This is a genomic window from Colwellia sp. 12G3 (assembly GCF_002836775.1).
Taxonomy (GTDB): Bacteria; Pseudomonadota; Gammaproteobacteria; order Enterobacterales; family Alteromonadaceae; genus Colwellia.
Map to the genome: position 1 here is coordinate 139,309 of NZ_PJAQ01000028.1, position 24,707 is coordinate 164,015.

General features: G+C 37.9%; 15 protein-coding genes and 1 pseudogene. 5 read left to right on the forward strand and 11 right to left on the reverse strand.

Going from position 1 to position 24,707, the window contains the following annotated elements; translation table 11 throughout:
• Positions 1–40 precede the first annotated feature (40 nt).
• The 4 genes from CXF71_RS08505 to CXF71_RS08520 all read right to left on the reverse strand — a co-directional run bounded on the left by CXF71_RS08505 (position 41) and on the right by CXF71_RS08520 (position 5,007).
• Positions 41–934, reverse strand: coding sequence for a branched-chain amino acid ABC transporter permease (locus CXF71_RS08505; RefSeq protein WP_101232532.1), 894 nt, complete (start codon positions 932–934; stop codon positions 41–43).
• Complete coding sequence (locus CXF71_RS08510) at positions 931–2,922, reverse strand: long-chain fatty acid--CoA ligase (protein ID WP_101232533.1); 1,992 nt, start codon at positions 2,920–2,922, stop codon at positions 931–933. The genes CXF71_RS08505 and CXF71_RS08510 overlap by 4 nt, the downstream gene beginning before the upstream one ends.
• Positions 2,922–3,743 carry an ABC transporter ATP-binding protein gene (locus tag CXF71_RS08515; protein WP_101232534.1) on the reverse strand — a complete coding sequence of 274 codons (822 nt, stop codon included), beginning with the start codon at positions 3,741–3,743 and terminating at the stop codon, positions 2,922–2,924. Before CXF71_RS08515 ends, CXF71_RS08510 begins: the two co-directional genes overlap by 1 nt.
• A gap of 223 nt (positions 3,744–3,966) precedes the next feature.
• Entirely contained in the window at positions 3,967–5,007 is a 1,041-nt protein-coding gene (locus tag CXF71_RS08520) for a DcaP family trimeric outer membrane transporter (RefSeq protein WP_101232535.1), read from the reverse strand.
• Positions 5,008–5,323: 316 nt separating this feature from the next.
• On the opposite strand from CXF71_RS08520, the gene CXF71_RS08525 reads away from it, so the two are divergent.
• The 5 genes from CXF71_RS08525 (at position 5,324) to CXF71_RS08545 (ending at position 14,529) form a co-directional block, all read left to right on the forward strand.
• On the forward strand, positions 5,324–8,905 hold the full coding sequence (locus tag CXF71_RS08525) for a hybrid sensor histidine kinase/response regulator (protein ID WP_101232536.1): 3,582 nt from the start codon (positions 5,324–5,326) through the stop codon (positions 8,903–8,905).
• Positions 8,906–9,162: 257 nt separating this feature from the next.
• Positions 9,163–10,533, forward strand: coding sequence for a serine hydrolase domain-containing protein (locus tag CXF71_RS08530; RefSeq protein WP_101232537.1), 1,371 nt, complete (start codon positions 9,163–9,165; stop codon positions 10,531–10,533).
• Positions 10,534–11,040, forward strand: a complete 507-nt coding sequence (locus CXF71_RS08535) for an RNA polymerase sigma factor (protein ID WP_101232538.1) — start codon at positions 10,534–10,536, stop codon at positions 11,038–11,040. It abuts the gene before it with no gap.
• A gap of 2 nt (positions 11,041–11,042) precedes the next feature.
• Entirely contained in the window at positions 11,043–11,648 is a 606-nt protein-coding gene (locus CXF71_RS08540; RefSeq protein WP_101232539.1) for a hypothetical protein, read from the forward strand.
• 1,027 nt (positions 11,649–12,675) lie between these two features.
• Positions 12,676–14,529: a GGDEF domain-containing protein gene (locus CXF71_RS08545; protein ID WP_157826719.1), complete on the forward strand. Its 1,854-nt coding sequence runs from the start codon at positions 12,676–12,678 to the stop codon at positions 14,527–14,529.
• A gap of 213 nt (positions 14,530–14,742) precedes the next feature.
• On the opposite strand, the pseudogene CXF71_RS21885 reads toward CXF71_RS08545, so the two are convergent.
• The 7 genes and pseudogenes from CXF71_RS21885 to CXF71_RS08580 form a co-directional block, all read right to left on the reverse strand.
• A pseudogene (locus CXF71_RS21885) lies at positions 14,743–14,841 on the reverse strand (hypothetical protein); the annotation flags it as partial.
• Positions 14,842–15,379: 538 nt separating this feature from the next.
• Positions 15,380–17,599 (reverse strand): multiheme c-type cytochrome, encoded by a 2,220-nt coding sequence (locus CXF71_RS08555; RefSeq protein WP_232771421.1) that lies wholly within the window; start codon positions 17,597–17,599, stop codon positions 15,380–15,382.
• Positions 17,600–17,680: 81 nt separating this feature from the next.
• A complete protein-coding gene (locus CXF71_RS08560) occupies positions 17,681–18,901 on the reverse strand; it encodes a DUF1501 domain-containing protein (RefSeq protein WP_101232541.1) in 1,221 nt (406 codons plus the stop codon).
• A gap of 2 nt (positions 18,902–18,903) precedes the next feature.
• Positions 18,904–20,340 carry a DUF1800 domain-containing protein gene (locus CXF71_RS08565; RefSeq protein WP_101232542.1) on the reverse strand — a complete coding sequence of 479 codons (1,437 nt, stop codon included), beginning with the start codon at positions 20,338–20,340 and terminating at the stop codon, positions 18,904–18,906.
• A gap of 551 nt (positions 20,341–20,891) precedes the next feature.
• Positions 20,892–21,923 carry an aldose epimerase family protein gene (locus tag CXF71_RS08570; protein ID WP_101232543.1) on the reverse strand — a complete coding sequence of 344 codons (1,032 nt, stop codon included), beginning with the start codon at positions 21,921–21,923 and terminating at the stop codon, positions 20,892–20,894.
• On the reverse strand, positions 21,923–22,948 hold the full coding sequence (gene galE / locus CXF71_RS08575) for a UDP-glucose 4-epimerase GalE (RefSeq protein ID WP_101232544.1): 1,026 nt from the start codon (positions 22,946–22,948) through the stop codon (positions 21,923–21,925). Before galE ends, CXF71_RS08570 begins: the two co-directional genes overlap by 1 nt.
• Before the next feature lie 87 nt (positions 22,949–23,035).
• A complete protein-coding gene (locus CXF71_RS08580) occupies positions 23,036–24,610 on the reverse strand; it encodes a sodium/sugar symporter (RefSeq protein ID WP_101232545.1) in 1,575 nt (524 codons plus the stop codon).
• Positions 24,611–24,707: the final 97 nt, after the last annotated feature.

Genomic DNA, 24,707 nt, shown 5'->3' on the forward strand with positions numbered 1-24,707 from the left:
CGTTTTATTCTTATTGTTAATTAAATTTCGCTGAATCATACTAAATTCGCTCAATATCTTGGGTGCCAAATAAGCCGTAAGGTTTGAACCAAAGAATAATTAACAACACATAAAAGGGTGCGATGTCGTACATATTGCCAATGTGTAAATATTGACTATCAAAAAACTCTGCGACATTTTCTAAAACACCGATAATAATACCGCCAACAATTGCGCCAACAATGGAGTCTAATCCGCCTAATATAACGGCTGGGAATACTTTGATACCCATAATAGACAGTGAATCTGACACGCCATTAACCATACCGATAACGATGCCTGCCGTCGCTGAAACGGTTGCAGCAATACCCCAACTCATAGCAAAAACATGTTTTACCGATATGCCTAAACTTTGCGATACTTGTTGGTCAAAAGCGGTTGCTCTCATCGCTAAGCCATGTTTAGAGTGTTTGAAAAATAGATAGAACGCGACCATGATAATTAACGCAATCACCGTACTCATTAAGTACGCCATTTCAATATTTAATCCCATAATGCTAATCGACTGAGTATCAAACACTTGCGGGTAACTTTGTGGTGAAACACCGAATATCCATTTCATTAATGATTGGAAGAAAATCGACAGTCCGATAGTGACCATGATTACCGAGATAATCGGCTCACCAATCATAGGACGCAGTACTATCATTTGCAGTAGCACACCAAAGCCTGCCATGAATAAAAGTGATAATAAAAATCCTAGAAAGAATGGCAATTCTAAGTAAATCAATGATGCCCAACATACCCAAGCACCAATCAGTAAAAACTCACCTTGAGCGAAGTTAACAATTTGCGTTGATTTATAAACCAACACAAAACACATACCAATAACACCATATAACAAGCCAACAATAAGACCATTGATGATTAATTGAGTTAAGAGTTCAAAATTCATGATGCTTTCCTCTCGTTTTGTCTGTTTATGGATGAAACAGCACTACCCTCATTTTCACTATCACAGTTACTTTCAATAACCGTAGCGACCTTAAGTTGTGTTTGAATACGTGAGCTACCACCATCTTGGAAGGTGATCACCGTATCGATATCAACCATTGTTTTGTTGTCATAAATAGACTCAATAATATCGCCGTATTTGTCAGCAATAACGGTACGTCGTACTTTACGGGTACGCGTTAATTCACCGTCATCGGCATCGAGTTCTTTATAAAGCAAAATAAATTTATTGATTTTTTGTGCATCAGGTAAAGTTGAGTTAACCTTTTCAACTTCTTCAGTAAGCTTTTGATAAACTTCAGGTAACGCGGAAAGACTAGTGTAGTTAGTAAAACCGTAACCTTGTTGCTCTGCCCATTTAGAAACAATGGAGAAACGGATACAAATAATGGCACTTAAATAAGGTTTGTCTTTACCTAAAATAACGGCTTCACCAATAAATGATGAGAATTTCAGCTTGTTCTCAATATATTGCGGTGAGTACTGCGCGCCATTACTGGTTTTAGCTAAATCTTTAATTCGGTCAATAATCACTAAGTGACCCGATGGTTTGAAATAACCGGCATCACCGGTATGCATCCAGCCATCAATCACATCTTCATCATAGGCTTTTTGGTTATCTAGATAACCAGTAAACATACCAACCGTTCTAGCAATAACTTCACCTACGCCAGCTTTATCAGTATTAATGACTTTTACTTCAGCGGTATCAAAAGCAACACCAACACTGTCGTAATCAACATCATTTTCATTGTGCACTGTGTAAGCACCACATAGCTCAGTTTGACCATAAAGCTGACGTAGCGGTACACCGATGGTTTGGAAGAATCTAAAGGTGTCAGGTCCCATAGCCGCACCACCTGTTGCCGCTGATTTCAAATAGGTGAAACCTAATCTATCTTTTAAGGCATTCATCAGTAAGAAATCGGCAAACCATGACCTTTTACCCATCGTTTGTGCTTTATCAGACAGTGCAAAGGCAAAGTCGAATAACTTTTGTTTCAATGGTGTTGAGTCCATCATCCGGGATTTAACATCGGCTAAAATACCTTCCCAAACACGGGGGGCAAGTAAAACAAAACTGGGGCCAATTTCACGTAAATCTGCCATCAATGTTTCTTGCCCTTCAACAAAATTGACTATTTGACGAGAAATTAAGGCTTGGCCGACCGCATAGACTTGTTCCATGATCCACGGCAGTGGCAAAACAGATACATAGTTATCGCCCGGCTGGCGAGGATCAGCACGTAGATAAGAACTACAGTGCTTAACAAAATTACCGCCCGCTAAAAAGGCTATTTTAGGTTTAGAGGTTGTGCCTGACGTAGTACAGTAAATCGCGGTTTCATCAGCATTGGTCGCATCAACATAGGAGTCGTATAAGTCAGGCGACATTTTATCTATCTCTTGTCCCTGCTTATATATCTCTTCAATAGAGATCAGTCGCTTATCATCATATTTGCGCATACCACGGGGATCGCAATAAACAATAATTTTCACATCACTAATTTCATCGCCTAACTCAAGTAATTTGTCACACTGCTCTTCATCTTCCGCGATAACGACTGTGGCATTACTTTTATTCAATAAGTAAACAACTTCTTCGTGCAAGGAATCTTGGAAAATACCAATAGAGTAACAACCCATTGCATGAGCAGATACTTCACCCCAAACCCATTCAGGTCTGTTATCACCTAATAAGGCGATAGCCTCTTTAGGATTAACCCCTAACTTTATTAGCGCGAGAGATAACCACTTAACGCGATTATTATAATCTTGCCAGGAAAACTCATTCCAAATACCAAACTCTTTTTCGCGCATGGCAATGTCATTTGGCCAGTTTTTAGCGTTGTGTCTTAATATTTTAGGAAAAGTATCTAACTCCCCCATTTCAAAATCTGTGTTATTCGTTGGTAATTGCGTAGACATTAGCTCGCCTCCTTTTCTTCATAGGCATTAGCAGGTTCACTCTCGTCATCATCTTCGATGCCTAAATAAGCACGTTTAACATGCGGATCAGCCATCACTTCATCAGGTAAACCTGACATTAGCTTTTTACCAAAATCAAGAACCATCACTTGATGAGAAATATCCATTACTACGCCCATGTCGTGCTCAATCATTACCACTGTAATGCCAAACTCTTCATTTAAGTCGAGGATATAACGCGCCATATCTTCTTTTTCTTCTAAATTCATACCCGCCATTGGCTCATCAAGCAGAATTAATTCGGGTTTTAATGCCATGGCTCGCGCCAACTCAACACGTTTACGCAAACCATAAGACAAAGTGCCAGCAACAGATTTTCTGATATGGGAAATTTCTAAAAAATCGATAATTTCTTCAACATAACGACGATGAGAAAGTTCTTCTTTTTGCGCATTAGATGCCCAATATAAAGGCCCTGTTAACCAGTTGTTTTTCAATAAATGATGACGGCCAACCATAATATTGTCTAAGACTGACATGTGGCCAAACAGAGCTAAATTTTGAAAAGTTCGCCCCATACCAAGATCAGCACGGTCATTTGGACGTAGCTTAGTAACATCTCGATCGTTAAAAATGATATTGCCCGAATTAGGGCTATAGCGACCAGAAATACAATTAAGCATCGAGGTTTTACCAGCGCCGTTAGGACCGATAATGGAAAATACAGAGCCACGTGGAACTTCAAAGCTAACGTCAGTCAGTGCTTTTACGCCACCAAACGCTAATGAAACATGCTCTACTTTGAGTATTGACTCAGTCATACTCACACTCCTCAATTGATAAAATAATGTTTGCGTTACACGATCATTGACATCAGGACAATGTGCGTCCTGCATTGTCTAATAAGCTACATCCATATAGCGTCTGTCACCGCGATATACCGCACATCCTGTACATAAAAAAGAAGGGGGGTGTCCACCCCCCCTCAAAAACGTAACAACAAATGGGGGGTTGTTACGTATAAAAAGCTTTAACTAAGCTAGGTTAAAGTACATATTTAAACGATAGTTGTGCATACATTGAATCAGCGTCTTGATCATCCATGATGAACTGCCCTATTTCACCACCCACTGAAAGTTCTTTTGTTAAGTTTTGAAATAAGTTAACACTCCATTGGCTGCGGTCTGCTCCTGACACATCAGCTTCAGCGCGACCATAAAGTACTGTGGTTCTCAATGTCTCAGTCCAGTAGTGACGGTATGCCGCAAGATAAGCCGTTGTCTCTTCAACCTGTTCTCCAACTACATCAGGAGTAAAACCGACACCGACATAACGACCTAACTCACCTTGATGCAGTTGAAAACGAAAATCATCTTTACCAAAAGTTTTAATACGACCGGCGATTGAACCACCAATAGCCGTTTCAGAGTTACCTAATTGAGTATTGAGTTGACGACCTAAAGCAGAGAAAGAAACAGAGCCCCAGTCACCTTTTAAGTTATAACGGGCAACAACATCGGGCATGCTGTCATTTGCTGGCTCACCCCCCCAGGTTTCAGGGTTTTCAATGGAGACTTGAAAATTCCCCATGGTGTAGCGAACTTGACCTTGTCGAATGAAAACTAAGCCAGTAGTTGCCCCAGCAAAATCAGCGGATTCAGGGATGGCACTGGTATTCATGAAGGTTGACCACGTTTGACCTGCCACTACATCTTTATATTTAATAAAGGCATGACGAATACGAGGGTTGGCTGAGTTAGAGATAATTTCATTACCACCTCCACCCCAAAAATCCATTTCAATAAAGCCCATAACTTCGCCATGGCTATATTTCATGTTGAAGCGCGTTTCGTTAGCGAACAGGTGAAAGTTGTTTTGGCTTTCATCTAACTTAGTACCTGACCCTATCCAAAATGGCTTATAGGCAACATCCCCGTCAACATAGCGAGCATCTACTTTGATGTAACCACCAAAAGAGATTTTATCTTCATCGGTTAATTTAATATCGTAACCCGCATTAGCTGCAGTAGCCGCGACAAGTAAAGATGAAGAAAGTAATAATTTTTTTAATTTATTGGTAAACATTGCTATTTCCCTTGTTTTATTTGTTTTTATTTGTTTTTATTTTTTCTTTTGGTTTTATGTTTTATGTTTTATGTTTTATACGATTTTTTTAACCATCGAACTAAAGTTTGCTCAATCATATTAAGGCAGTTCACAAATGTGACAATCGGTAATAAGGCTTAGCACTTAGTGCCTAGCACCAAGTGCTTAGTCCTTTAGTCCTTTAGTCGTAGGTAATAGCGAAGAGATGACTAGTACTTAAGTCGTAGGGATATAACGATTTTTATCTAAAAAAATATGGTAAATTAAGCGGTAGATAATTGTTTAAGAGAATTTTATGTTTGCAAACTGGTTGTTAGTTAGCGTGAGTATTGGCTATATAGGGCTGTTATTTCTTATTGCTCATTTAGGTGGAAAATATCGCAATAAGCTGAAGGCAAAACAACAAACCATTATTTATGCATTGTCTTTAGGTGTGTACTGTACGTCGTGGGGATTTTTAGGCACCACGGCACAAGCAGCCAATCATTCGTTTACTTTTATTTCTGTCTATTTAGCGCCTATTTTACTGTTTGTCTTTGCTTGGCCGTTTATCCAACGCATTATAAAAACCAGCTTACAACTGAAAATAACTTCTATTGCTGATTTACTATCAGCACGTTTTGGTAAGTCTCAAATTCTCGCTGTTATTATTACCTTGGTGGCCTTAATAGGAACCATGCCCTATATAGCATTGCAGCTCAAAGCGATTGTTAATTCCTATCAAATTTTGCAACAAACTCAAGATTTACCGATTTGGCAACTCGGCTTAGTCGTCAGCATTACCCTCGCCGTTTTTACCATTATTTTTGGCATTCGTACCATCGACATAACCGAGCGTCATCCTGGGGTAATGATAGCGATTGCCTTTGAATCGCTGGTGAAGCTAATTGCCTTTCTTTTAGTGGGTCTGTTTGTTTGTTTTGTTATTTATGACTCGCCGATGGATATTTGGGCATTATCTAAAGATCAGTTAGATATAAGTAAACAGTTTGAATTTAGCAGCCTTTTTGGCCTGTTCGGCATGCTAATTATCGTCATGTCGGCGTTTTTATGTCTTCCAAGACAATTTCAAGTGATGTTTGTTGAAATTAAAGATAAAAAATCAAGCGGTATGGCACGATGGCTTTTACCAGTTTATTTACTTATCTTCGGGTTTTTTGCTTGTTTTCTTGGCTTAGCTGGCAATTTAAATTATGGGAATTCATTATCGCCTGATGCTTATGTACTTTTCTTACCGGCGTATAACGGCCAAGTGTGGCTATCTTTATTTGCTTTCTTAGGTGCAGTGTCAGCAGCAAGCTCAATGGTGATTGTTTCAACTATCGCGCTAAGTACCATGCTTAGTAATGAGATTGTCTTCCCGTTAATGTTTAATTTTTCTCGCCAGCAAAATCAAGACTTCAAACACTTTCAATTGCAGTTATTATTCATTCGTAAAACCTTAGTCATGCTAGTTATTTTCTTAAGTTATGGTTTATTGTTACTGTCACCGCCAGATACCTTATCCTCACTAGGCGAAGTCGCTTTTGGTGCAATCGCGCAAATAGGGCCCGCTTTATTTGCTGCATTCTTTTGGCGTAAGGCAACACTTGCTGGGGTACTTGCCGGCATAAGTAGTGGTTTTATGATTTGGGCAGTCTTTAATCTATTACCGCAACTAGGCCTATATGCTCATCCCTTTGAAAACACTGATTTACCTAAAACAACCGTCATCACGCTTATTGGCTTACTTGTTAATGTTATCGCGCTGTGGCTTGTTTCTTTAGTCACCAGACAAAGTATTCGTGAACAAATGCAAAGTGAATTTTTTTACAAAGATAGAAAAAAAGTTAAGTGGAGCCTACCGTCTCAACCCAAAGTAGACGTTGTAGAATTAGAATTTTTAATCGCTAGATTCATCGGTAAAGATAAAGCCAATGAGTGTTTTCAACAATTTCATGCGGTTCATCAAAGTAAGAACAACAAAGAATATAATGAGGCGATATTATTTCATGCCGAAAACACCTTGGCTCGTGTATTAGGCTCGGCCTCAGCAAAACTGGTAACCTCTATTGCCATTAGCGGTCGAGGCATGGCCTTTGATCAAGTCGCTAAACTGGTAGAAGATAATTCCACTCAGCAATTGGAGTTTAGCCGAACAGTGTTACAAGGTGCGATTGAAAATGTTAGAGAAGGAATTTCAGTTATAGATAGCGAACTAAAATTAGTTGCTTGGAATAAACGTTACTTAGATATTTTTAATTATCCTGAGGATTTTATTTATATTGGCTGCCCTGCCAGTCAGTTAATCCACTTCAACCTGAGCCAACAAAGCTATTTTATTCGCGACATTGCTCAACAGGTAGAAAAGCGGATTAAATTTATCAAAGCCGGTAGTCGCCATAATTCTGAGTATAAACTTAACAATGGTAAAACCATTCACATTGAAGGTAATCCCATTCCTGGTGGTGGTTTTGTGATGATATTTTCTGATATCACCAAGTATCGTCAAACAGAAAAAGTACTCAAAGAAGAAAATACTGATTTAGAGTCAAGAGTGAAATTTCGTACCGCTGAACTTGAACAAGCTAACAAAGAGTTAGCACTTACCAACTTAGAACTTGTAAAAGAACGAGCTAAAGCAGAACAAGCACATATTAAAAAAAGCCAATATCTAAAGGCGTGTAGTCATGATTTATTGCAACCCTTATCAGCAGCACGTTTATTCTCATCCGCTATTTCTTTAAGCTCAAGAGTTACCCATGAAGAACGTCAACAAATAAAACAAATTGATAATTCGTTGGAAATTGCCAACAGTTTATTGCTTGATCTCAATGAAATAGCGCGTATTGAAAGTGGTAATATAACGCCAACGATTGAGCCCATAGAAATAAAAAAATTGTTCACTATGTTAGCCAGTGAATTTAATGTTTTAACAGATGAATACCACATAGATTTTCACTGTAAAATGAGCAAGCTTTACGTCGCTAGTGATATAACCTTACTGGCTCGGATCATCCAAAACTTTATTAGTAATGCTTTTCGTTATGCCCATACCAGTAAAAAGAACAGTGAAAAGAACAGTCAGAGCAAAGTATTGTTGGGTTGTCGAAGACAAGGTAATGAATTATCTATCCAAGTCTTTGATAACGGTCCTGGCATTCCACAAGACAAGCAACAACAAGTGTTTGAGCAATTTACTCAATTAAACAATAGCAATGCTATCGGTCATAAAGGGCTTGGCTTAGGTCTTAATATCGCGCAAAGTTTGGCAAAGATCCTTAATCATCCCATTAATCTAAAATCACAACCGGGTCATGGTTGTCTGTTTAGTATCAATGTTCCGGTAACTCAAGAGCCACAGGAAAAAATTAAAACGTTGCCACCTGCCAACATGAACTTACAAGGTGTTGGTGTATTGTGTATAGATAATGAGCCAACAATTCTTAAGGGTATGTCTAAATTATTAAGTGCATGGCAATGTCATGTTTTTACTGCCGTTAACGCGCAACAGGCCAGAGACATTTATGCAAAACATGAAGATGAGATAGATATTTTACTGGTAGACTTCCAATTAACAGGAAACCAATTAGCGGATTGTCAAGACGACAACATTAGCATGGCTACTGATATGCTAAATAATGACAGAAATAACAGTTCATGCCCACTTGATACGGTAAATGGCATAACACTTATTAAGCAACTCAGAGCAATGAGTCACTATGCTTTACCTGCAGTACTCATTACAGCGACAACCGATGAAAACCTTATAATGCTAGCTAAGCAGCACAATATTGGCTATTTACGAAAAATAATTAAACCGCTGGCGTTACGTGCATTGATGAGTTCATTACTGACCAAAGAGCTTACTAAGAATTACTCACATAACCCTTTATAACTGTTGATAATCATTGATAATCTCAATAGTCATTGGCTGTGATATTTTTGCTATTAAATGAGATTAAGGTCTACGGCAGCCATTTCACTAGGTTTTCTGACATTTTAAGCGCAGCAATAGTGATGTTCCCCAAATATTGTCGAAATATTTTATCTAGTGAATAAAGTTAATAACAAAAGTCACAAACACCTTGAGCAACAGACTAATTATAAGAACTGTTTAATTACTTATTATTTTGTTGTTAGTGAGGTAAATGCATGATGGAAATAATCGAAAACACTCTCAGGGTCTTAAATGAAGTATTTGCTCCCGCTGAGATGCTGTTTATTGGAATAATTATTGATGTTGTATTATTAGTGCTTATCGCAAAAGCGCTCTTTTTTATTGGACGTAAATTAAAATTAGTTTCTGATAAAAGGTATCAAAAATTTGTTGCTAAAAATAATACAGTGCCCAAATGGAAAAAAGTCATGAGACAAGCTTTGCCAATGGCGGCAGTAGTCATGATGTTTGCTATCGGGTTTAGGTTTAGCTGGCAGCCAGATACTACAATAAAGCATTGGCAACAGGGAGATATTGGCCAATTAACGGCTCAAACGCATCAGCAATTAGAAAACTTTATTCGTGAACAAGACATTAGAGACTTATGTGTTGGAATTATTAAAGACAAACAAAACTATTCAACCTGCTTTAGTCAAAGCCCACCTGAAGATGACTTTGAACTTAATGGCAATTCAATTTTTGAAATTGCCTCTATTACAAAGACTTTTACCGTTTCAGCTATGATTAAAGTGCTAGATAAGCATAATATTCAGTTAACTAGTGAGATAGGCCCTTACTTACCAAAATCTATTTCGTCGAAAAACCATGAACTAACTAAAGTAACTTGGGAACAGTTAGCCACTCATTCATCAGGGTTAAGTCGTGAACCAAGTGGTTATAATTGGACGACAATGTTGACTCATCTCAACGCACTAAGGTTTGGTAATGCTTGGGATCCATTTACAACAGACTATGTTAATGATTACTTGAGTTCTGCCAAGCTAAATAAAGAAGAATACGCGAGTTATTCTAATCTGGCTTTTGGTTTGCTTGGCATGTTAATTAGTGACTTAGAGAATAAATCTTATGCGCAACTTATTGCTGATGAAATAGCATTACCGTTAAATATGACAGCGACTAGAACAAACAGCTATGCTTCTGCTGATAAAGCGGTGCAAAGTTATGGACAATACCGCAGAACAGGAAACCTAGTGATTACGACTAAATCTGCAAGTGCAAAATTTTCTGAAGCATTAGCTGGTGCAGGTGCAATTAGCTCGTCATTGAGCGATATGATGCTTTACTTAGATGACCGCATGCAAGCATATCAAACACCTATTTTTCAACAAGAAAAGTATGTAGTACCAACTAAAAAAGGGGCAAAAGTCAACTTAGGCTGGCCTGTTTTATCATTGTCACCAGATAATGCTAAAAATATTGTTCTTCACGATGGCATGGTTGGTGGTTTTGTCAGTTTTATCGGTTTTGATGAATCGAGTGACGTTGGAGTTGTTATATTCGCAAATGGCACGCGAGAAGTGACCGGCTTAGGGCTAGATGTATTAAAACAACTAATATTAAAATAAATGCACCTAACTAAATGCGAGAAAAGTCAATTGCATAAAGAATTTGATAGCGTGATAGAAAATAATCAGGGGCGGATACGTCATATCGTCTCTCGTTATTGTACGCCTGAAGAATTTGAAGACATGTATCAGGAAATACTGTTGCAACTATGGCGTAGCTTTGATTCGTTTAAAAATCACTCATCAAGGGAAACATGGCTTTATAAGGTCGCTTTAAATACCGCATGTACTTTTGTCAGTAAAAATATAAAAAATAGAGCGTTAGATGACACCTTGTCAAACCTAAATATACAAGATGAGCAACAGGGTCAAGAAAGTTGTCAGGCTGATATTTTAACTAATTTTATGAAAACTCTCGGTGATATAGATGCGAATGTATTAATGATGTATTTAGATGGTATTACCTCTGAGGGTATGGCAGAGGTAATAGGGATCAAAGCAAGTGCGGTGAGAGCACGACTGAAACGGATAAAACAGTCGTACCAGCAACAATATATAGGAGAATAATCATGATGTTCGATGATCTAAAACAAGAGTGGCAAAATGAAGTTACTCAGAAAAATAATGATGCTAGTTTGGCCTTTTCAAGCGAACCATTGGCAAGAGAAGTCAATAAAATAGATGCCTTGGTAAAAAAACAAAACATAATTGAAATATCCGCAGCAATACTATTTTTACCTTTTATTGTCTATTTCTTACTAAATTCAGAAAATACAGTTCAGTCAATTGGCTATAGTATCTGGATATATGTGTGTTTATTTACGCCTTACAAATTAGTTAAAGCGAGAATGATCAAAGTTAAAAAAGATAATAATATGAAAAATTATTTGCTGATGGAAAAACAAAGAACGCTTGAGCAGTTAGATTTACTAAGAACTTTTGTTTGGTGGCATATTATACCTATTTTACTTGGACTCCTTTTAATTTCCGCAGGCGCAACTATGGATGAAACAGGTACTTTACATATTAGCTTCTCACTTAAAGTATATTATTTGCTCTGTACCTTAGCTTCGATAGGAATTTATATTTATAACAAAAAAATGGCTGAAAATAAGTTTAAACCACTGCTTGATAAGATAAACCAGCGATTAGATGAGATACAGGGTATGTCTTAATGTTGACTGTACTCCTCATTTATTAACAGGGTTGTCTGAATTTAATTGACCACTTCAATAGATTATCTTCTTTAATATGAAAACATTAGCCCTAACACTATCTCCCCTTTTGTCTGCTGTAGTCAGCAGAGCAGTCACTTAAATTTATAGTCCCTATTACCGCAATTGTGGCTAAGCGGACTATTTACAGTGATGAACTCACGACTAAAATAGGTATTCTTTGTGGTATTAGTTAGCGCTATGAGATGAAATACCTCCGGCAGGAATGAGCTTGCAGCAGTCATAGAAATTGTTCTCGTTCCATAACTGTATTTTGCTTTTTGCAATATGTAATGAGCCTCAAAACTTATTTTTGGAACGGCCGCTATGCCAATGGTTTTTAATTATGCTGTCGACTTGCTTATGTCTACAAACTGATGTTTAGTTGACCTCGACAAACACTCACAATTTTAAAATCTTACTTCTATATTGCGCACTTTGTTAGCCTTAATACTGACTAATAAAATTCAACTCACTTAAATTATGGGAATCGTCACTTTTGCCACTTTACTGACCTTAGCATTTTAAAATTCAGACTGAATTCTTTGTATTTTTTGATCTACAGCGGACATAATTCAACAATCCCATTCCTCTGACAATTTACTTGATAGCAGACATTCCCCATAGGTAAGAGCATGTGCTTTCTGAAAAGGCTCTTTTACCAATGAATCGCTCTTACCTTGCTTATCGAATGACTGCGTCGTAAATAATTAAAAACACATTTCTGTTGGAAGCTCATGTATTCCTTTGCAACGCATTCACTACGTATTACCCCTTATTGTTTGTGTCTTTTATTAGACTACTATACCTGTGTTCAAGGATATTGATTAATAACAGATATATACCCTAATAACTTGTCGACTTTATACAAAGAACCAACTATTGTTATAACTATTAACCGTTTAGTGACTAAGACAACACAGATTATCGAGCGCACATGGCAGTACAATCATTACATAAAACTTTCATATTATACCTAAGTATTGCAATGGTATTTCTGACCCTATTTTCGACCCCCACAACGCTTGCAGCCAATACAGCGGAAATTGAACAACGCTTTCTTCTTCTCGAGAATGCAGAGCTCATCGGTGGCATTGACGAATACCTTAGAAGTTTACAGGAATTGCAGGGGTGGTTGGAACCCGAGGATAACAAACAACAAAATCGCTATAACGCCTTAGATTGTTGGATGCTGCAAGCCGATACATCGGAATTACTGCAGTCCGCAATCAAGAAAGCTAATACCTATCTTTCAAAAGCAATAGCGGAAGTAGACAAAAGGGCCCAGTCTGATTTAACCCTTTGTCGTGGCTCATTCTATCAAGAGGCTTCTGACGATGTTTCAGCAAAGCGTGATTACAATACTGCTTTACAAATAGCTACTGAAATTAACGATTCAAAACTCATTGCTGATGCCCTGTCGACTCGAGCATCGTTGGCCGCACTTAAAGGCGATTTAGCGCAAGCTTTGGAAGACTTTCAGCTTGCACAAATCCATTACGAACTAGCAAAAGCACCTTATTGGGTTTACGATAATTTAAGCCAAATAGGTAATACTTATCGTCGTATGGGCGATTTTAAACGGGCATTAACCCTGATGACCGAAGTTGAACTGTTTTATGAAAAAAGAGGCTATTTAGCAGAACTTGAAAATACACGGTATGTGCGGGCACTGATTTTGGATGATTTAGGCAATCACGAACAAGCCCAAGAAGTTTACGCCTCCTTGTTGGTTTCCGCTTATAAGAGTGGTAATAAAGTGTCAATTTCATCAATGCTTGTTTCTACCGCTGATTCTTTGTTACAAACAGACAAAATTGCAGAGGCAAAAAAACGACTCAACGAAGCAGAGCCAATGCTAGACCCAGATTTCAACCCGGACAGCTGGTCGCTGTGGCACCTATTTAAAGCGAAAGCCGAGTACGCCGATGGTAACTACATATCAGCGTTAACGCATATAAAAATCGCAGAGCCAACCATGAGCAACCAAAACAATTTTCGCTACTTGGTATGGATTCAGAATGTAAAAGCGAAAACATTGGCTAAACTTGAAGATTGGCAGCAAGCATATGAAGCGAATGTTGCGTATAACGAGACACAAAAATTACTGGCAAGTAAACTACGCGAACAAAATACCACACGCATGCGTATAGAATTCGATGCTGCCCGCAAAGAAGTTGAAAATAAAACACTCAAAGCTGAACAGACCGTCCAACAAGCTCGTTTACAATCACTAGAAGAACGTAAACGTTGGCAAGCCGTGGTGATTGGCTTATCACTGATTTTATTGATCTTAATATTGATCTGGGCATATCGTCAATTTATGCGTGCCCGTTTAATGCATAGCATGGCAATGACTGATGAGTTAACTCGTCTACCAAACAGACGCAGTATACAGGCAAAAGCATTACAGGCCATGAATGCGGCCCGTAACGCCAAGACCCCTATGAGTTTATTAGTATTTGATGTTGATTACTTCAAACGTATTAATGATACTTGGGGCCATGAAATTGGTGATCGTGTGCTACAAAAAATATCAACCGCAGCACAACTTGCCATGCGAAAAAACGATTGTGTCGGTCGCACTGGCGGCGAAGAGTTCATGGTGGTTTTACCTGATTCTACACTAGACAGTGCAGCAGAGATTGCACAACGTTTATGTGACTGCATTGCGGCAATAGATATGAAAGAAATTGATGATAATCTGGTGGTTACTATTAGCTTAGGTGTTGCCCAACTCAGTGACATTGACACGACCGTGTCGTTGTTAACTCAGCGAGCAGATAATGCATTGTATCGAGCAAAAGACTCAGGACGAAATTGCGTTGAAGTAGAGAGATAAGTGCCTGAGTAGCAATAACACTATTTTGTAGATAGAACTTTCAAATAATTGGTCGACATTGCTTTTATTATCTTCCATTTATCAACTTTAGGATCAATTCTCGCGATTTCCTCCTTGTGATCCTTTTAAACATAAGCTGCTAGGTGACGATCTGCTGATAGGTTTTGTGTTTTGGTTGATATCTAAAACCTTAACGGAGCAGTCTAAATTAGATTAAAATCCTAGAACGCTTTTTACTAATGGGTGAGTGTAGTCTAACATCCATGATTTAGAGCCATTTGGTTTGACCCATAACTGCAAACCATAGTCATCACCATCAGAAAGCTTACATAACTTATCAGTGGGTTTTACTTGTTTAGCTTGAGTATATTAGTAAGTGGTGTCGTCTTCCTAGTCATTTTAGTGGTATCACTTTTAAAGTTCTTGAACCTACACCACTAAAAACACCACTAAAACGTTAGGATGTCACCACCCTCTAGAGGAGTGCTTCGGACATAAAAAAACCGCCAAACATTTGTTTTTAAAGGATTAACGGTCTTTATTGGTCCTCATTATCAAATTGAGTGGTGCGGATGGGGGGACTTGAACCCCCACGACCTAAGTCACCAGCCCCTCAAGAATGCTCACCTAAACGACATAAACAACTTATATACAACAACTTACGTGTAAAATCACATTCTATTGGTTTAAAAATAGCAGCAGTACCAGTCATTTGAGATCAATAGCTTACATCTGAATTAGCAACCAACATATTCAATAACTTTGCTCTTCATTGAATTTTTAATTAATTGGACTGAACTTTTGAATAACTATTCTATAGTGCTAACGCTCCAAAGTGTCTCATGAATATTTATAACGTCATAAACCAATTATACTCAGTTCTCAAATTCAACTTTTGTGATAAATATAACCCCAACTCTTTCAGTTGAGATTTATCTTGATAGTTTATGATTAGCGCTTTTAATTTTGTTAATGCATGTTTACTCTGCCCTGCACCATCCAAGCCTAAGACATAAGTATAAGCATATTGAGGATTATTCGGCATCAACATCATCGCCTTTTCAAAATTGAGAACCCCTTTATCTAGTTTTTTCTGACGCACAAAATGTAAGCCATAGGAATAGTGCAAGTCTGCAGATTTCGGATTATTTTTAATCCCTTTCGATAACACTGAAGCCACTAAGAATGGTTTTTGTTGTGCTCGATAAATATCCGCTAAATTGATATAACCCGCTTCAAAATACGGTTCTATGTTAATCGCCTTTTTAAAAGATTCTTCTGCTTGTGTTAAGTCATTTATTTCAATGGCTAAAACACCTTGGTTAGCCACACCTTCACCACGCCAACTATTAACTTTATTGGCATGAATTAATGCCTTAAATGCCTTATCAAAGAGCTGTTGATTAACAGAAGAAATATCACTTGTAACTAAATTACGTGCTGTTGCCACTCTTACAGATTTATATTTGTCTTTTAACAAAGGACTTAAGTATTTAATTTTATCTGCAGGCGACATTAATGCAGCTACGGTAGCTGCACTTAACCTTAATAAAGGTTCTGAATGAGCTAAATAAGGCGCCAAAACATCTGAACTAAGCGATGATGCAGTGTAACTAAGTAATTGAATGGCTGTCGCTCGACTAATGATATCAAGTTGATTATCGACAATAATCGCCAAGTGTTGCTCTAAGGAGATTGCTTGTCCGCTATTTAATATCATTAGTAATTGTTTACTATTGGATGTTTTTTTCGGTTGTCCATGCCACTTTTCTAGGTTGTCACTTGCCCATTGATTAGATTTATCATCATGACATTTTATACAGGCATTAGGTGTACCAAAGGCTTGAGAAACATCAGGTCGAGGTATTTTAAAACTATGGTCTCGTCTATCGTCCACACCCATATATCTATTTTCAGGCATATGACAATTAGCACACTGCGCACCAGAAGAGTTACCTTGATGTTGATGATGTTCTTTGACGTTATAAACCTCAGCACCATGACATTGAAGGCACAAACCATTACCTTCAATTTTGAGTTTCATGGTGTGTTTATCGTGGCAGTCTAAACAATTAACCCCAGCTGCATACATTTTACTTTGCAAGAATGAACCATAGACATAGACCTCTTCTTTTATTTGACCATCAGCATGATAATTAGGTGGAGCAAGTAGTTGTGGCGTAAATTGGTCCAAGAAAGGTACTTTGGGTTGAATACCATCCGTTAATGGTGCTCGAAGTGCATGACATGCAAAACAACCGTCCATAAAGTTATTGTCTCGTTTATCACCTTGCCAATGTGCGGTTGTCTCGCCAATACTTCTTAGCCATTGCCCTGTTGGGTGCTTGATAGATGTCACATCACCTCTGGTGGTTCGTTTAGTTGTTGTGCCAGTATTTGCAACTGCATTTTGACTTGCATGCTCTGACATATCACCATGACAAGACAAACAGCCAACATTGATATTATCAAACTGACTACTAAAACTGTTTTTATCCGCATTATAATCCCGAACTAAACCATCTGAATGACAATCAGCGCACATGCCATTCCAGTTTTGTAACGGTTGTCGCCAATGAAGACGGTCTTCTGGACGAATTTCTTCATGGCTATAATTATGGTACCAGCGTTGCCCCCCCTTTTCTTGTGTTCTACTATCCCAAGCAAAAGGAAGTATCTGCAGTTTCCCCACTTCAGTTTCAACTAAGTATTGTTGTAAAGGGAAATGACCAAAAGTGTATTTTATTGGATAGGTATCTGTATTGTTGTCATAAGAAATAGTAACTAGGTAGCGATTATCCTTAATGAAAAAATGTGCTTTTTGCCCGTAATGCTTCACGTCAACATTATTAAAATCTGCGAGTATGCTTTGCTTGTTAGCAAGTGCCATAGATTTAGCATGGTCTGATTGTTGCCAATCGTGCTGGGATTGTTCATGGCATGACACACATTGTTGGTTTGAAATAGGGGTTTTCTTTTGAAACTCATGCTCTATTATCTCAGCAGCTTTAACATTAAAAAAAGAATAAAAACAAATAAAATAAAAACTCAACAAATGAAATTTTTTCAAAATATCAACAACCTTAATACACTTGATTCATAACGACTTAGCGAATACATCTGAATAGGAAACAACTTACTCGACAACGATTTAACACCTAACACTACCTTTAATTACCTTTTTGTCATACGATTTCATTTGTGGAAAAACTCCCTTCAACTCTGCTTCACTAAACTGCCAATGCTGTGAAAGCACACTACCAATCCAGCCAAAACTATTAGAGGTTGGCATTAAGTCTCGTTGTGCAAATAGCTCATCCTCTTTTAACCCCGGCCAATGACCTGCAACTTTACCACCATTTACCGCTCCACCGGCAATAAATAAGGCACTACCGGTACCATGGTCTGTACCTCCAGTACCATTTTCTTTAGCGGTACGACCGAACTCTGTACCAATAATAACAACGGTATTGGCCCATTCCTCACCCAAACCAGATTTCAATGCTGCCAAGCCATTATCTAACTCAGTCAACTTTTGTTCTAAACGATTGCTTTGATTATTGTGGGTATCCCACCCACCAAGCTCTAACATCGCACAATCAAGACCTTCATCCCCAATCATTAACTTTGCACACGCTTTCGTGAGTTCTATAAATTTTCCATTACGTTTCTTAGCCTTTGAAGGTTCAGACTCAACGAGCCCCTTAACTTCGAGCCCTTTTTTTAATTTCTCTTTTAATGATTCATCATATTGATACAACTGGCTTAACGCGGAGTAAATATCATCGTCTGCATCTTTAAGTTTTGATGGATACCAAGTATTGACTTGATCACTGCTACGTAGGCTTATTGGAGTTGAACGCGAAACCGCTAAGGCTTTCTTATGTTTTATGTCGATTGCCCTTGCCAACCAACCACTGTATTGGTCTATCTCGCCTTTTCCACTTTCCAAAAAATCTTGCCCATCAAAGTGAGAACGCTTGGGATAACCAGATGACACGGCAACTATGGGTAGCATGGTTTTTTCTTGATACCATTGATGTAAATTTATCAGCGATGGATGTAACGCAAAGCCCTTTTCTAACGGCAATAAAGGTGTTTTAAAACTGGTAGATAACTTAGGACGTAATTTTTTATACTGTGGATCAAATGTCGGCACTATAGTATGTAATGAATCTAATGCGCCACGTAAAACTAGCCAAACAATTTTAGGGCTATTCTTATTCGCTTTAATTGACCCTTTTGCAAAAGCTGAGCTCATGGGAAATGATAAAACGGCTAAGCCAGTACCGGCCATTTTAATAAATTTTCGACGAGATAAACCTGATGATTTTTCAGACAAATTAATTTGTTGTTCGTTAGAATATTTCATCATTATCTCCTTTGAAATTCTGGGCTCATTAATAACAACGTCATTGCCTGTTGACGGCTTTCTGCTCGCATAACTGATTGATAAGTATGTTGGCTAACACTGTCCCCCAACGATACTGTCATTACTTTTTCCGCGTTCGATCTTTTGAGATAGCCTGATACCATTGTTGACCAATCTATACGAGCCATTAGAGCACTAGCTCCTAGCCAGTCACTTTCATCATCGCTAAACCCTGCAGGAGAACCTGCAGTAAAGGGTTGCTGCCCGAGACTAACTAAAGAATTAAATAAAACTTTAGGCTTAATCTTTTTAAGTGCTATCGCCCTATTAGCTGATATAACAAACTCTCTGGGGGTTTTAAATTTTTGAGCGCTAGCACTCCAAGCTTCATCCGCAGAAAATAAGCTCACCATCACTTGTTTTAAATTTCCGCCCGTTTTCATCCAAGTCGTTTCCATTTTATTGAGTAAAGATGCAGGAGGGTTTTCTGAAACAAAATGATGAGCAAGTTTAAAGCAAACATACTTTGCGGTTGCTGGATTAATCGCCAAATCGCGAAGCATTTGCTGACCTTGAGTTATGCCTTTTTCTGAATATTCTTTACCCAATAAAGTTCTTGAACCCGGCTCATGACCATGTGCTCTAAAGGTAAAACCAGCACCTCGTTCTTTTATTGGATTTTTAACGCTCCAACCCGTAATTCCTTTAGCCAATTCAATTACATCTTCTTGGCTATATCCGCCATCAACCCCAAGCGTGTGTAATTCCATGATCTCTCTGGCAAGGTTTTCATTTAAGCCTATTTTTCTTTTTTTAGCGACCCTTGAATTGGGACCAAAAGATTTTTCATTGTTAAGATAAATAAGCATGGCGGGATGTTGCTCAACCGCCAGTAACAGGTCTTCAAACTTACCGAGTAAATTGGGTGCAATCGCTTCTCTTTCTAGTGTTGCACTAAGACCAACCATTAATCGACCATTAGCACTGACGCTAAAATGGTTAGAGAAAAAATCAAGTAGTCGCCAACTGACACTATGGGATGATTGGATTGCTCGATTAAGTGTATCAACAGACATACTCCGCAAAATATGACGAGCAGAGTTATTGACCATGCCTTTTTTATTCATTTTATTATCAGACTTTACCTTTTTAGACATCTCACTATTAGACTGATTATTTTTACTTTGCTGTTTTTTATTTTTCTGTTGTTTTTGCGCTTTTCTATAGTTTGCAAACTCAATAAAAATATCATTTGAATGAGGTAATGACGAATTAAAAGCAATAGGCAATAGTTGAGATATTATCCATTGTTTTGGGTTTGCTTTAGCTTGTACAAGTTCATCGCCACGCGCACCATAGCCAAAACGGTTAACCGCAATATATGCCTTACTATAGGAAATTGAAGACATTGACTTTTCATACATTGAGTTGTCTGACATATTTCACCTTTTCTTTCAAAATATAAAGCAAAAATAAAAACTAACTTATTATCTATATAAAGTTATTTACCGGTAAATCACCAGAGCATTTACAAAACTTTGCTTTGAGTTAAAACCTGAGTATCACTTTGAGTTAAAACCTGAATACCACTTTCAAAGTCCTCTTCATTTCTTATGGGCTTTTTATTAATAACGAGATACAAACAGGGTAATACCAACAAACAAACCAAGGTCGTAAATAAGAATAAATATAAGGATAAAAAATTTCATATAACCGATAATTAGAGTAAGTATTATTAAATACGGAAGAATTCAACACAACACAGGATAATCTATTCTACCTCTAATTATTCAGCAATAAAACTTACATACTTTTACATTACTAAAGGTTAAATAAATGTTTTAAATGCTATTTAAGCAATTTTTCCTACAATGACTCCTTTATAAGTCCATCCGGTACGTTTTTATCGACCTTTTAACTATCTATTCAAATTAACTGATGCTGGATTTTAATTCTCTGTGCAAAAGTTACTCTTCTGCAACTAATTCATTTAATTAATAGCGTCAAAACCAAAAATAATTGTTCGCTGATATTGTTCGGTTGGCCTTAATATATTACTAGGGAAGTGCTCATTATTTTCTGCATCTGTATAATTTTGTGCCTCTAAACACAAACCTTGATATGGCGAAAATTGATCACCTAAATAGAAACCCGTATAAAGTTGTATTGCACTCTGGTCGGTGTAAATAGATAAGCTAATTTGATTCTGTAAAGACGTTAATATCGCTTTAGGCTCTGCCAAAGGGGTATTATTCAGCACAAAACAATGATCAAAGCCGTTCTTTGCTTTAAGGGACTTATCTTGAGCGTTCTGCTGTCTATCGCCAATACAAGCTGGTTCTTTAAAATCATAATCCGAATCTGCAACGGTCACTATTTTACCCGTAGGGATGTTAGCGGCATCAGATTCTAAAATGGCCGGTGACATCATTTGCAAATATAAGGACTGGCAATCATTTTCACCCAGATTAAAGTAAGCATGGTTGGTTAAATTGATTACCGTGGCCAAGTCAGTATTAGCCGAGTATTGTATGCTCAGCTTATTATCATTACTTAATTGATAATTGACAGATAACGTTAATTCTCCGGGAAAGCCTTGATCGTCATCGGGAGAAATTAGCGATAAAGTCACTGAAGAGCTGGTGAGGTTTTTTTTGTCTATTTGCCAATAACGCAAAGCAAAATTATCATCGCCACCGTGCAAACAGTTTTCACCATCATTTTGCGGTAACTGATATTGCTTTGAGTCTAGCTCAAATTTGCCACCGGCAATGCGATTACACACGCGACCGCAGGTTGCGCCTAAATAAAATTCATCCTTTAGATACTCCTGTGCTGAGGCATAACCAACTATCATTTGTGTTGGTTTATCGTTTACCGGAAATTTAATGGATTTAATTCTGGCCCCAAAGTTAATAACTTCAACCGACATGTCATAGTCATTGGTTAGTCTTACCGTTTCTAAAGTTGTTTCCAGTGTTGTTGCCACTTCTGCTACCATTTTGCCTGCAAGTTCAGTCATTAAGCTAAATACCCATTTGGATTATTTGATTGCCAGCGCCATGTGTCTTCCATCATTTTCTCTAACGTTCTACTCGCTTGCCAGTTAAGTTGCTGGTTAGCTTTATTGGCGTTAGCCCAAAATGCAGGTAAGTCCCCTGCTCTTCTTGGTGATACTTCAAACTTAATTTCTTTATTAATGGCTAGCTCGAATGCTTTAACAATAGCAAACACCGAAGTGCCATTACCGGTACCTAAATTAAACGCTTCAACACCACTAAATTCAGAATGACGATTTAACCAATCTAATGCGGCAACATGGCCTTGGGCTAAATCCATTACGTGTAGATAATCGCGTTCACACGTGCCATCTTTCGTTGGATAATCATCACCAAAGATACCCAGTTTGTCACGTTTACCCACTGCAACTTGGGCGACATAAGGTAACAGGTTATTGGGAATACCTTTTGGGTCTTCACCTATGGTACCGCTTTCGTGGGCGCCAATAGGATTGAAATAGCGCAGTGATACGCCTCTAAAATTAGGGTCAGAGAGTGCTAAATCAGCCAGTACTCGCTCGACCATCACTTTACTCGCACCATAAGGGCTTGAAGGTGTACCTAACTTCATCGTTTCAACGTATGGCACGTCATTTTCTTCGCCATAAACCGTTGCAGATGAGCTAAAAATAAAGTTATGTACCTTATGTTGTTGCATAACCTCTAACAAACAAACGGTACCATGCACATTATTTTGATAATAACTTAATGGTATTTGAGTAGATTCTCCAACAGCTTTAAGCGCCGCAAAATGAATAACCGCATCAATTTTAAATTGTTTGAATACTTGGCTTAATTTATCTTTATTACAGATATCACCTTCAACAAACTCAACCTTCTTTCCAGCGAGCTTTTCAACACGGTCAATTGACTCAATACTTGAGTTTACTAAGTTGTCATAAACGACAACATCATAGTTATTTTCTAACAATGATAAAACCGTGTGAGAACCTATATAACCGGCACCACCTGTGACTAATACTTTCATTTCTTTTCCTTTAATCATAAAAAAGGCCAACTACTTGGCCTTTTACTACTTATTTTTTTTACTTTCTTCTAAGTGTTTATCGCTTCTTTACCACCAAGTAGCGTATAAAGCCGTAAGAATTACGATTACACCAGCTGCGGCAATATTAAATGAACTTGTTGTCTCAAAGCTCACTTTATCTAAATCAACACTGCTATCTGTCGTATTAGGCTTGCCTAATATAGAGACCACATAGCAAAGCGCTAAACAGAGTAAGAACACTAGGCCAACTCTGTCCATGAACGGTAATGCTGGCCAAGAAAATTTAAGTATTAACGAAAAGACTGCTGAGCCCAATGCCGCCGATAACGCGCCCGCTGATGTTGCTCGTTTCCAGAACATACCCATAACAAATATAACCACGATGCCTGGTGTAAAGAAGCCCGTAAATTCTTGGATATATTGGAATGCTTGGTCAAACTTGCCGAGTAATGGCTGAGCTACAAGTAAAGCGATACACAAAGAAACTAATGCGGCAATACGACCCACATGTACATAGTGACGTTGGCTTTCGTTCGGCTTAAAGCGCGTATAAAGATCCATGGTAAAGATAGTAGAAATACTGTTTGTCATTGAAGCAAGTGATGAAACGATAGCAGCTACTAAAGCAGCAAAAACTAAACCTTTTATACCAACAGGCATTAATGCCATCATTGATGGGTAAGCAAGATCTGGTGTGGTTAATGTAGGATAAAGAACAACAGCTGCGATACCCGGTAACACAACAATTAGTGGCATTAACAATTTAAGGTAAGCAGCAAAAGCAATACCTTTTTGCGCTTCTTTAAGATCTTTCGCAGCTAACGCACGCTGAATAATATATTGGTTAAAACCCCAGTAACTAAAGTTCATCACCCACATACCACCAATTAATACTGAAATACCTGGTAGGCTCATGTAATGGTCATTTTCTGGACTTAAGATCATGTCAAAATGCTCTGGCATTTGATCGGTAAGAATACCAAAACCAGCTAAAACACCTTGTCCATCAGCAACAGCGTCTAACGCTAAATAACTTAGTAATAAACCACCAAATACTAATAATACAACTTGTAAAATATCGGTAAAAGCCACTGCTTTTAAACCGCCATATAAAGAGTAAGCCACAGAAAAAACGGCTAGAAATATCATGCCGAACATCCAATCTACGCCAGCAACACTTTCAATAGCCATACCACCCAACCATAATACTGCGGTTAAGTTGACAAAGGTGTATACCGCTAACCAAAAAATTGACATGGTCGTTTTAACTTTATTATCAAAACGTTGTTCAAGGTATTGCGGCATGGTGAAAATTTTATTTTCTAAGAAAATAGGCAACATGTACTTACCCACTATCACCAAGGTAATGGCTGCCATCCATTCATAAGAAGCAATGGCTAAACCAATCGCGTAACCCGAGCCTGACATACCAATAATTTGTTCTGCTGAAATATTTGCAGCAATTAAAGAAGCACCTATAGCCCACCAAGGAAGAGATTTACTGGCTAAGAAATAATCTTCAGTATTAGCCCCTTCCTTTTTTTCGTTTCGAGAAATCCAAAGTGCAAGGCACAATAGCCCTATAACATAGACAACAAAAATTGTGCTATCTAAGGTCCCCAGTTTGTTTGCAAATTCCATCATTTTTCCTTATATCTTTTAGTTATTATATTTTAGTTTTCTTGCGTTCTATTTTAGCGACTTATCTACTTTAAATTGCCTACTTTAAATTATCTAA

What these genes read in the sequence shown, in the direction of transcription:
- CXF71_RS08505 (WP_101232532.1), bottom strand. Translation starts at nt 934, where the DNA reads ATGAATTTTGAACTCTTAACTCAATTAATCATCAATGGTCTTATTGTT.
- CXF71_RS08510 (WP_101232533.1), bottom strand. Translation starts at nt 2,922, where the DNA reads ATGTCTACGCAATTACCAACGAATAACACAGATTTTGAAATGGGGGAG.
- CXF71_RS08515 (WP_101232534.1), bottom strand. Translation starts at nt 3,743, where the DNA reads ATGACTGAGTCAATACTCAAAGTAGAGCATGTTTCATTAGCGTTTGGT.
- CXF71_RS08520 (WP_101232535.1), bottom strand. Translation starts at nt 5,007, where the DNA reads ATGTTTACCAATAAATTAAAAAAATTATTACTTTCTTCATCTTTACTT.
- CXF71_RS08525 (WP_101232536.1), top strand. Translation starts at nt 5,324, where the DNA reads ATGTTTGCAAACTGGTTGTTAGTTAGCGTGAGTATTGGCTATATAGGG.
- CXF71_RS08530 (WP_101232537.1), top strand. Translation starts at nt 9,163, where the DNA reads ATGATGGAAATAATCGAAAACACTCTCAGGGTCTTAAATGAAGTATTT.
- CXF71_RS08535 (WP_101232538.1), top strand. Translation starts at nt 10,534, where the DNA reads ATGCACCTAACTAAATGCGAGAAAAGTCAATTGCATAAAGAATTTGAT.
- CXF71_RS08540 (WP_101232539.1), top strand. Translation starts at nt 11,043, where the DNA reads ATGATGTTCGATGATCTAAAACAAGAGTGGCAAAATGAAGTTACTCAG.
- CXF71_RS08545 (WP_157826719.1), top strand. Translation starts at nt 12,676, where the DNA reads ATGGTATTTCTGACCCTATTTTCGACCCCCACAACGCTTGCAGCCAAT.
- CXF71_RS08560 (WP_101232541.1), bottom strand. Translation starts at nt 18,901, where the DNA reads ATGAAATATTCTAACGAACAACAAATTAATTTGTCTGAAAAATCATCA.
- CXF71_RS08565 (WP_101232542.1), bottom strand. Translation starts at nt 20,340, where the DNA reads ATGTCAGACAACTCAATGTATGAAAAGTCAATGTCTTCAATTTCCTAT.
- CXF71_RS08570 (WP_101232543.1), bottom strand. Translation starts at nt 21,923, where the DNA reads ATGACTGAACTTGCAGGCAAAATGGTAGCAGAAGTGGCAACAACACTG.
- galE (WP_101232544.1), bottom strand. Translation starts at nt 22,948, where the DNA reads ATGAAAGTATTAGTCACAGGTGGTGCCGGTTATATAGGTTCTCACACG.
- CXF71_RS08580 (WP_101232545.1), bottom strand. Translation starts at nt 24,610, where the DNA reads ATGGAATTTGCAAACAAACTGGGGACCTTAGATAGCACAATTTTTGTT.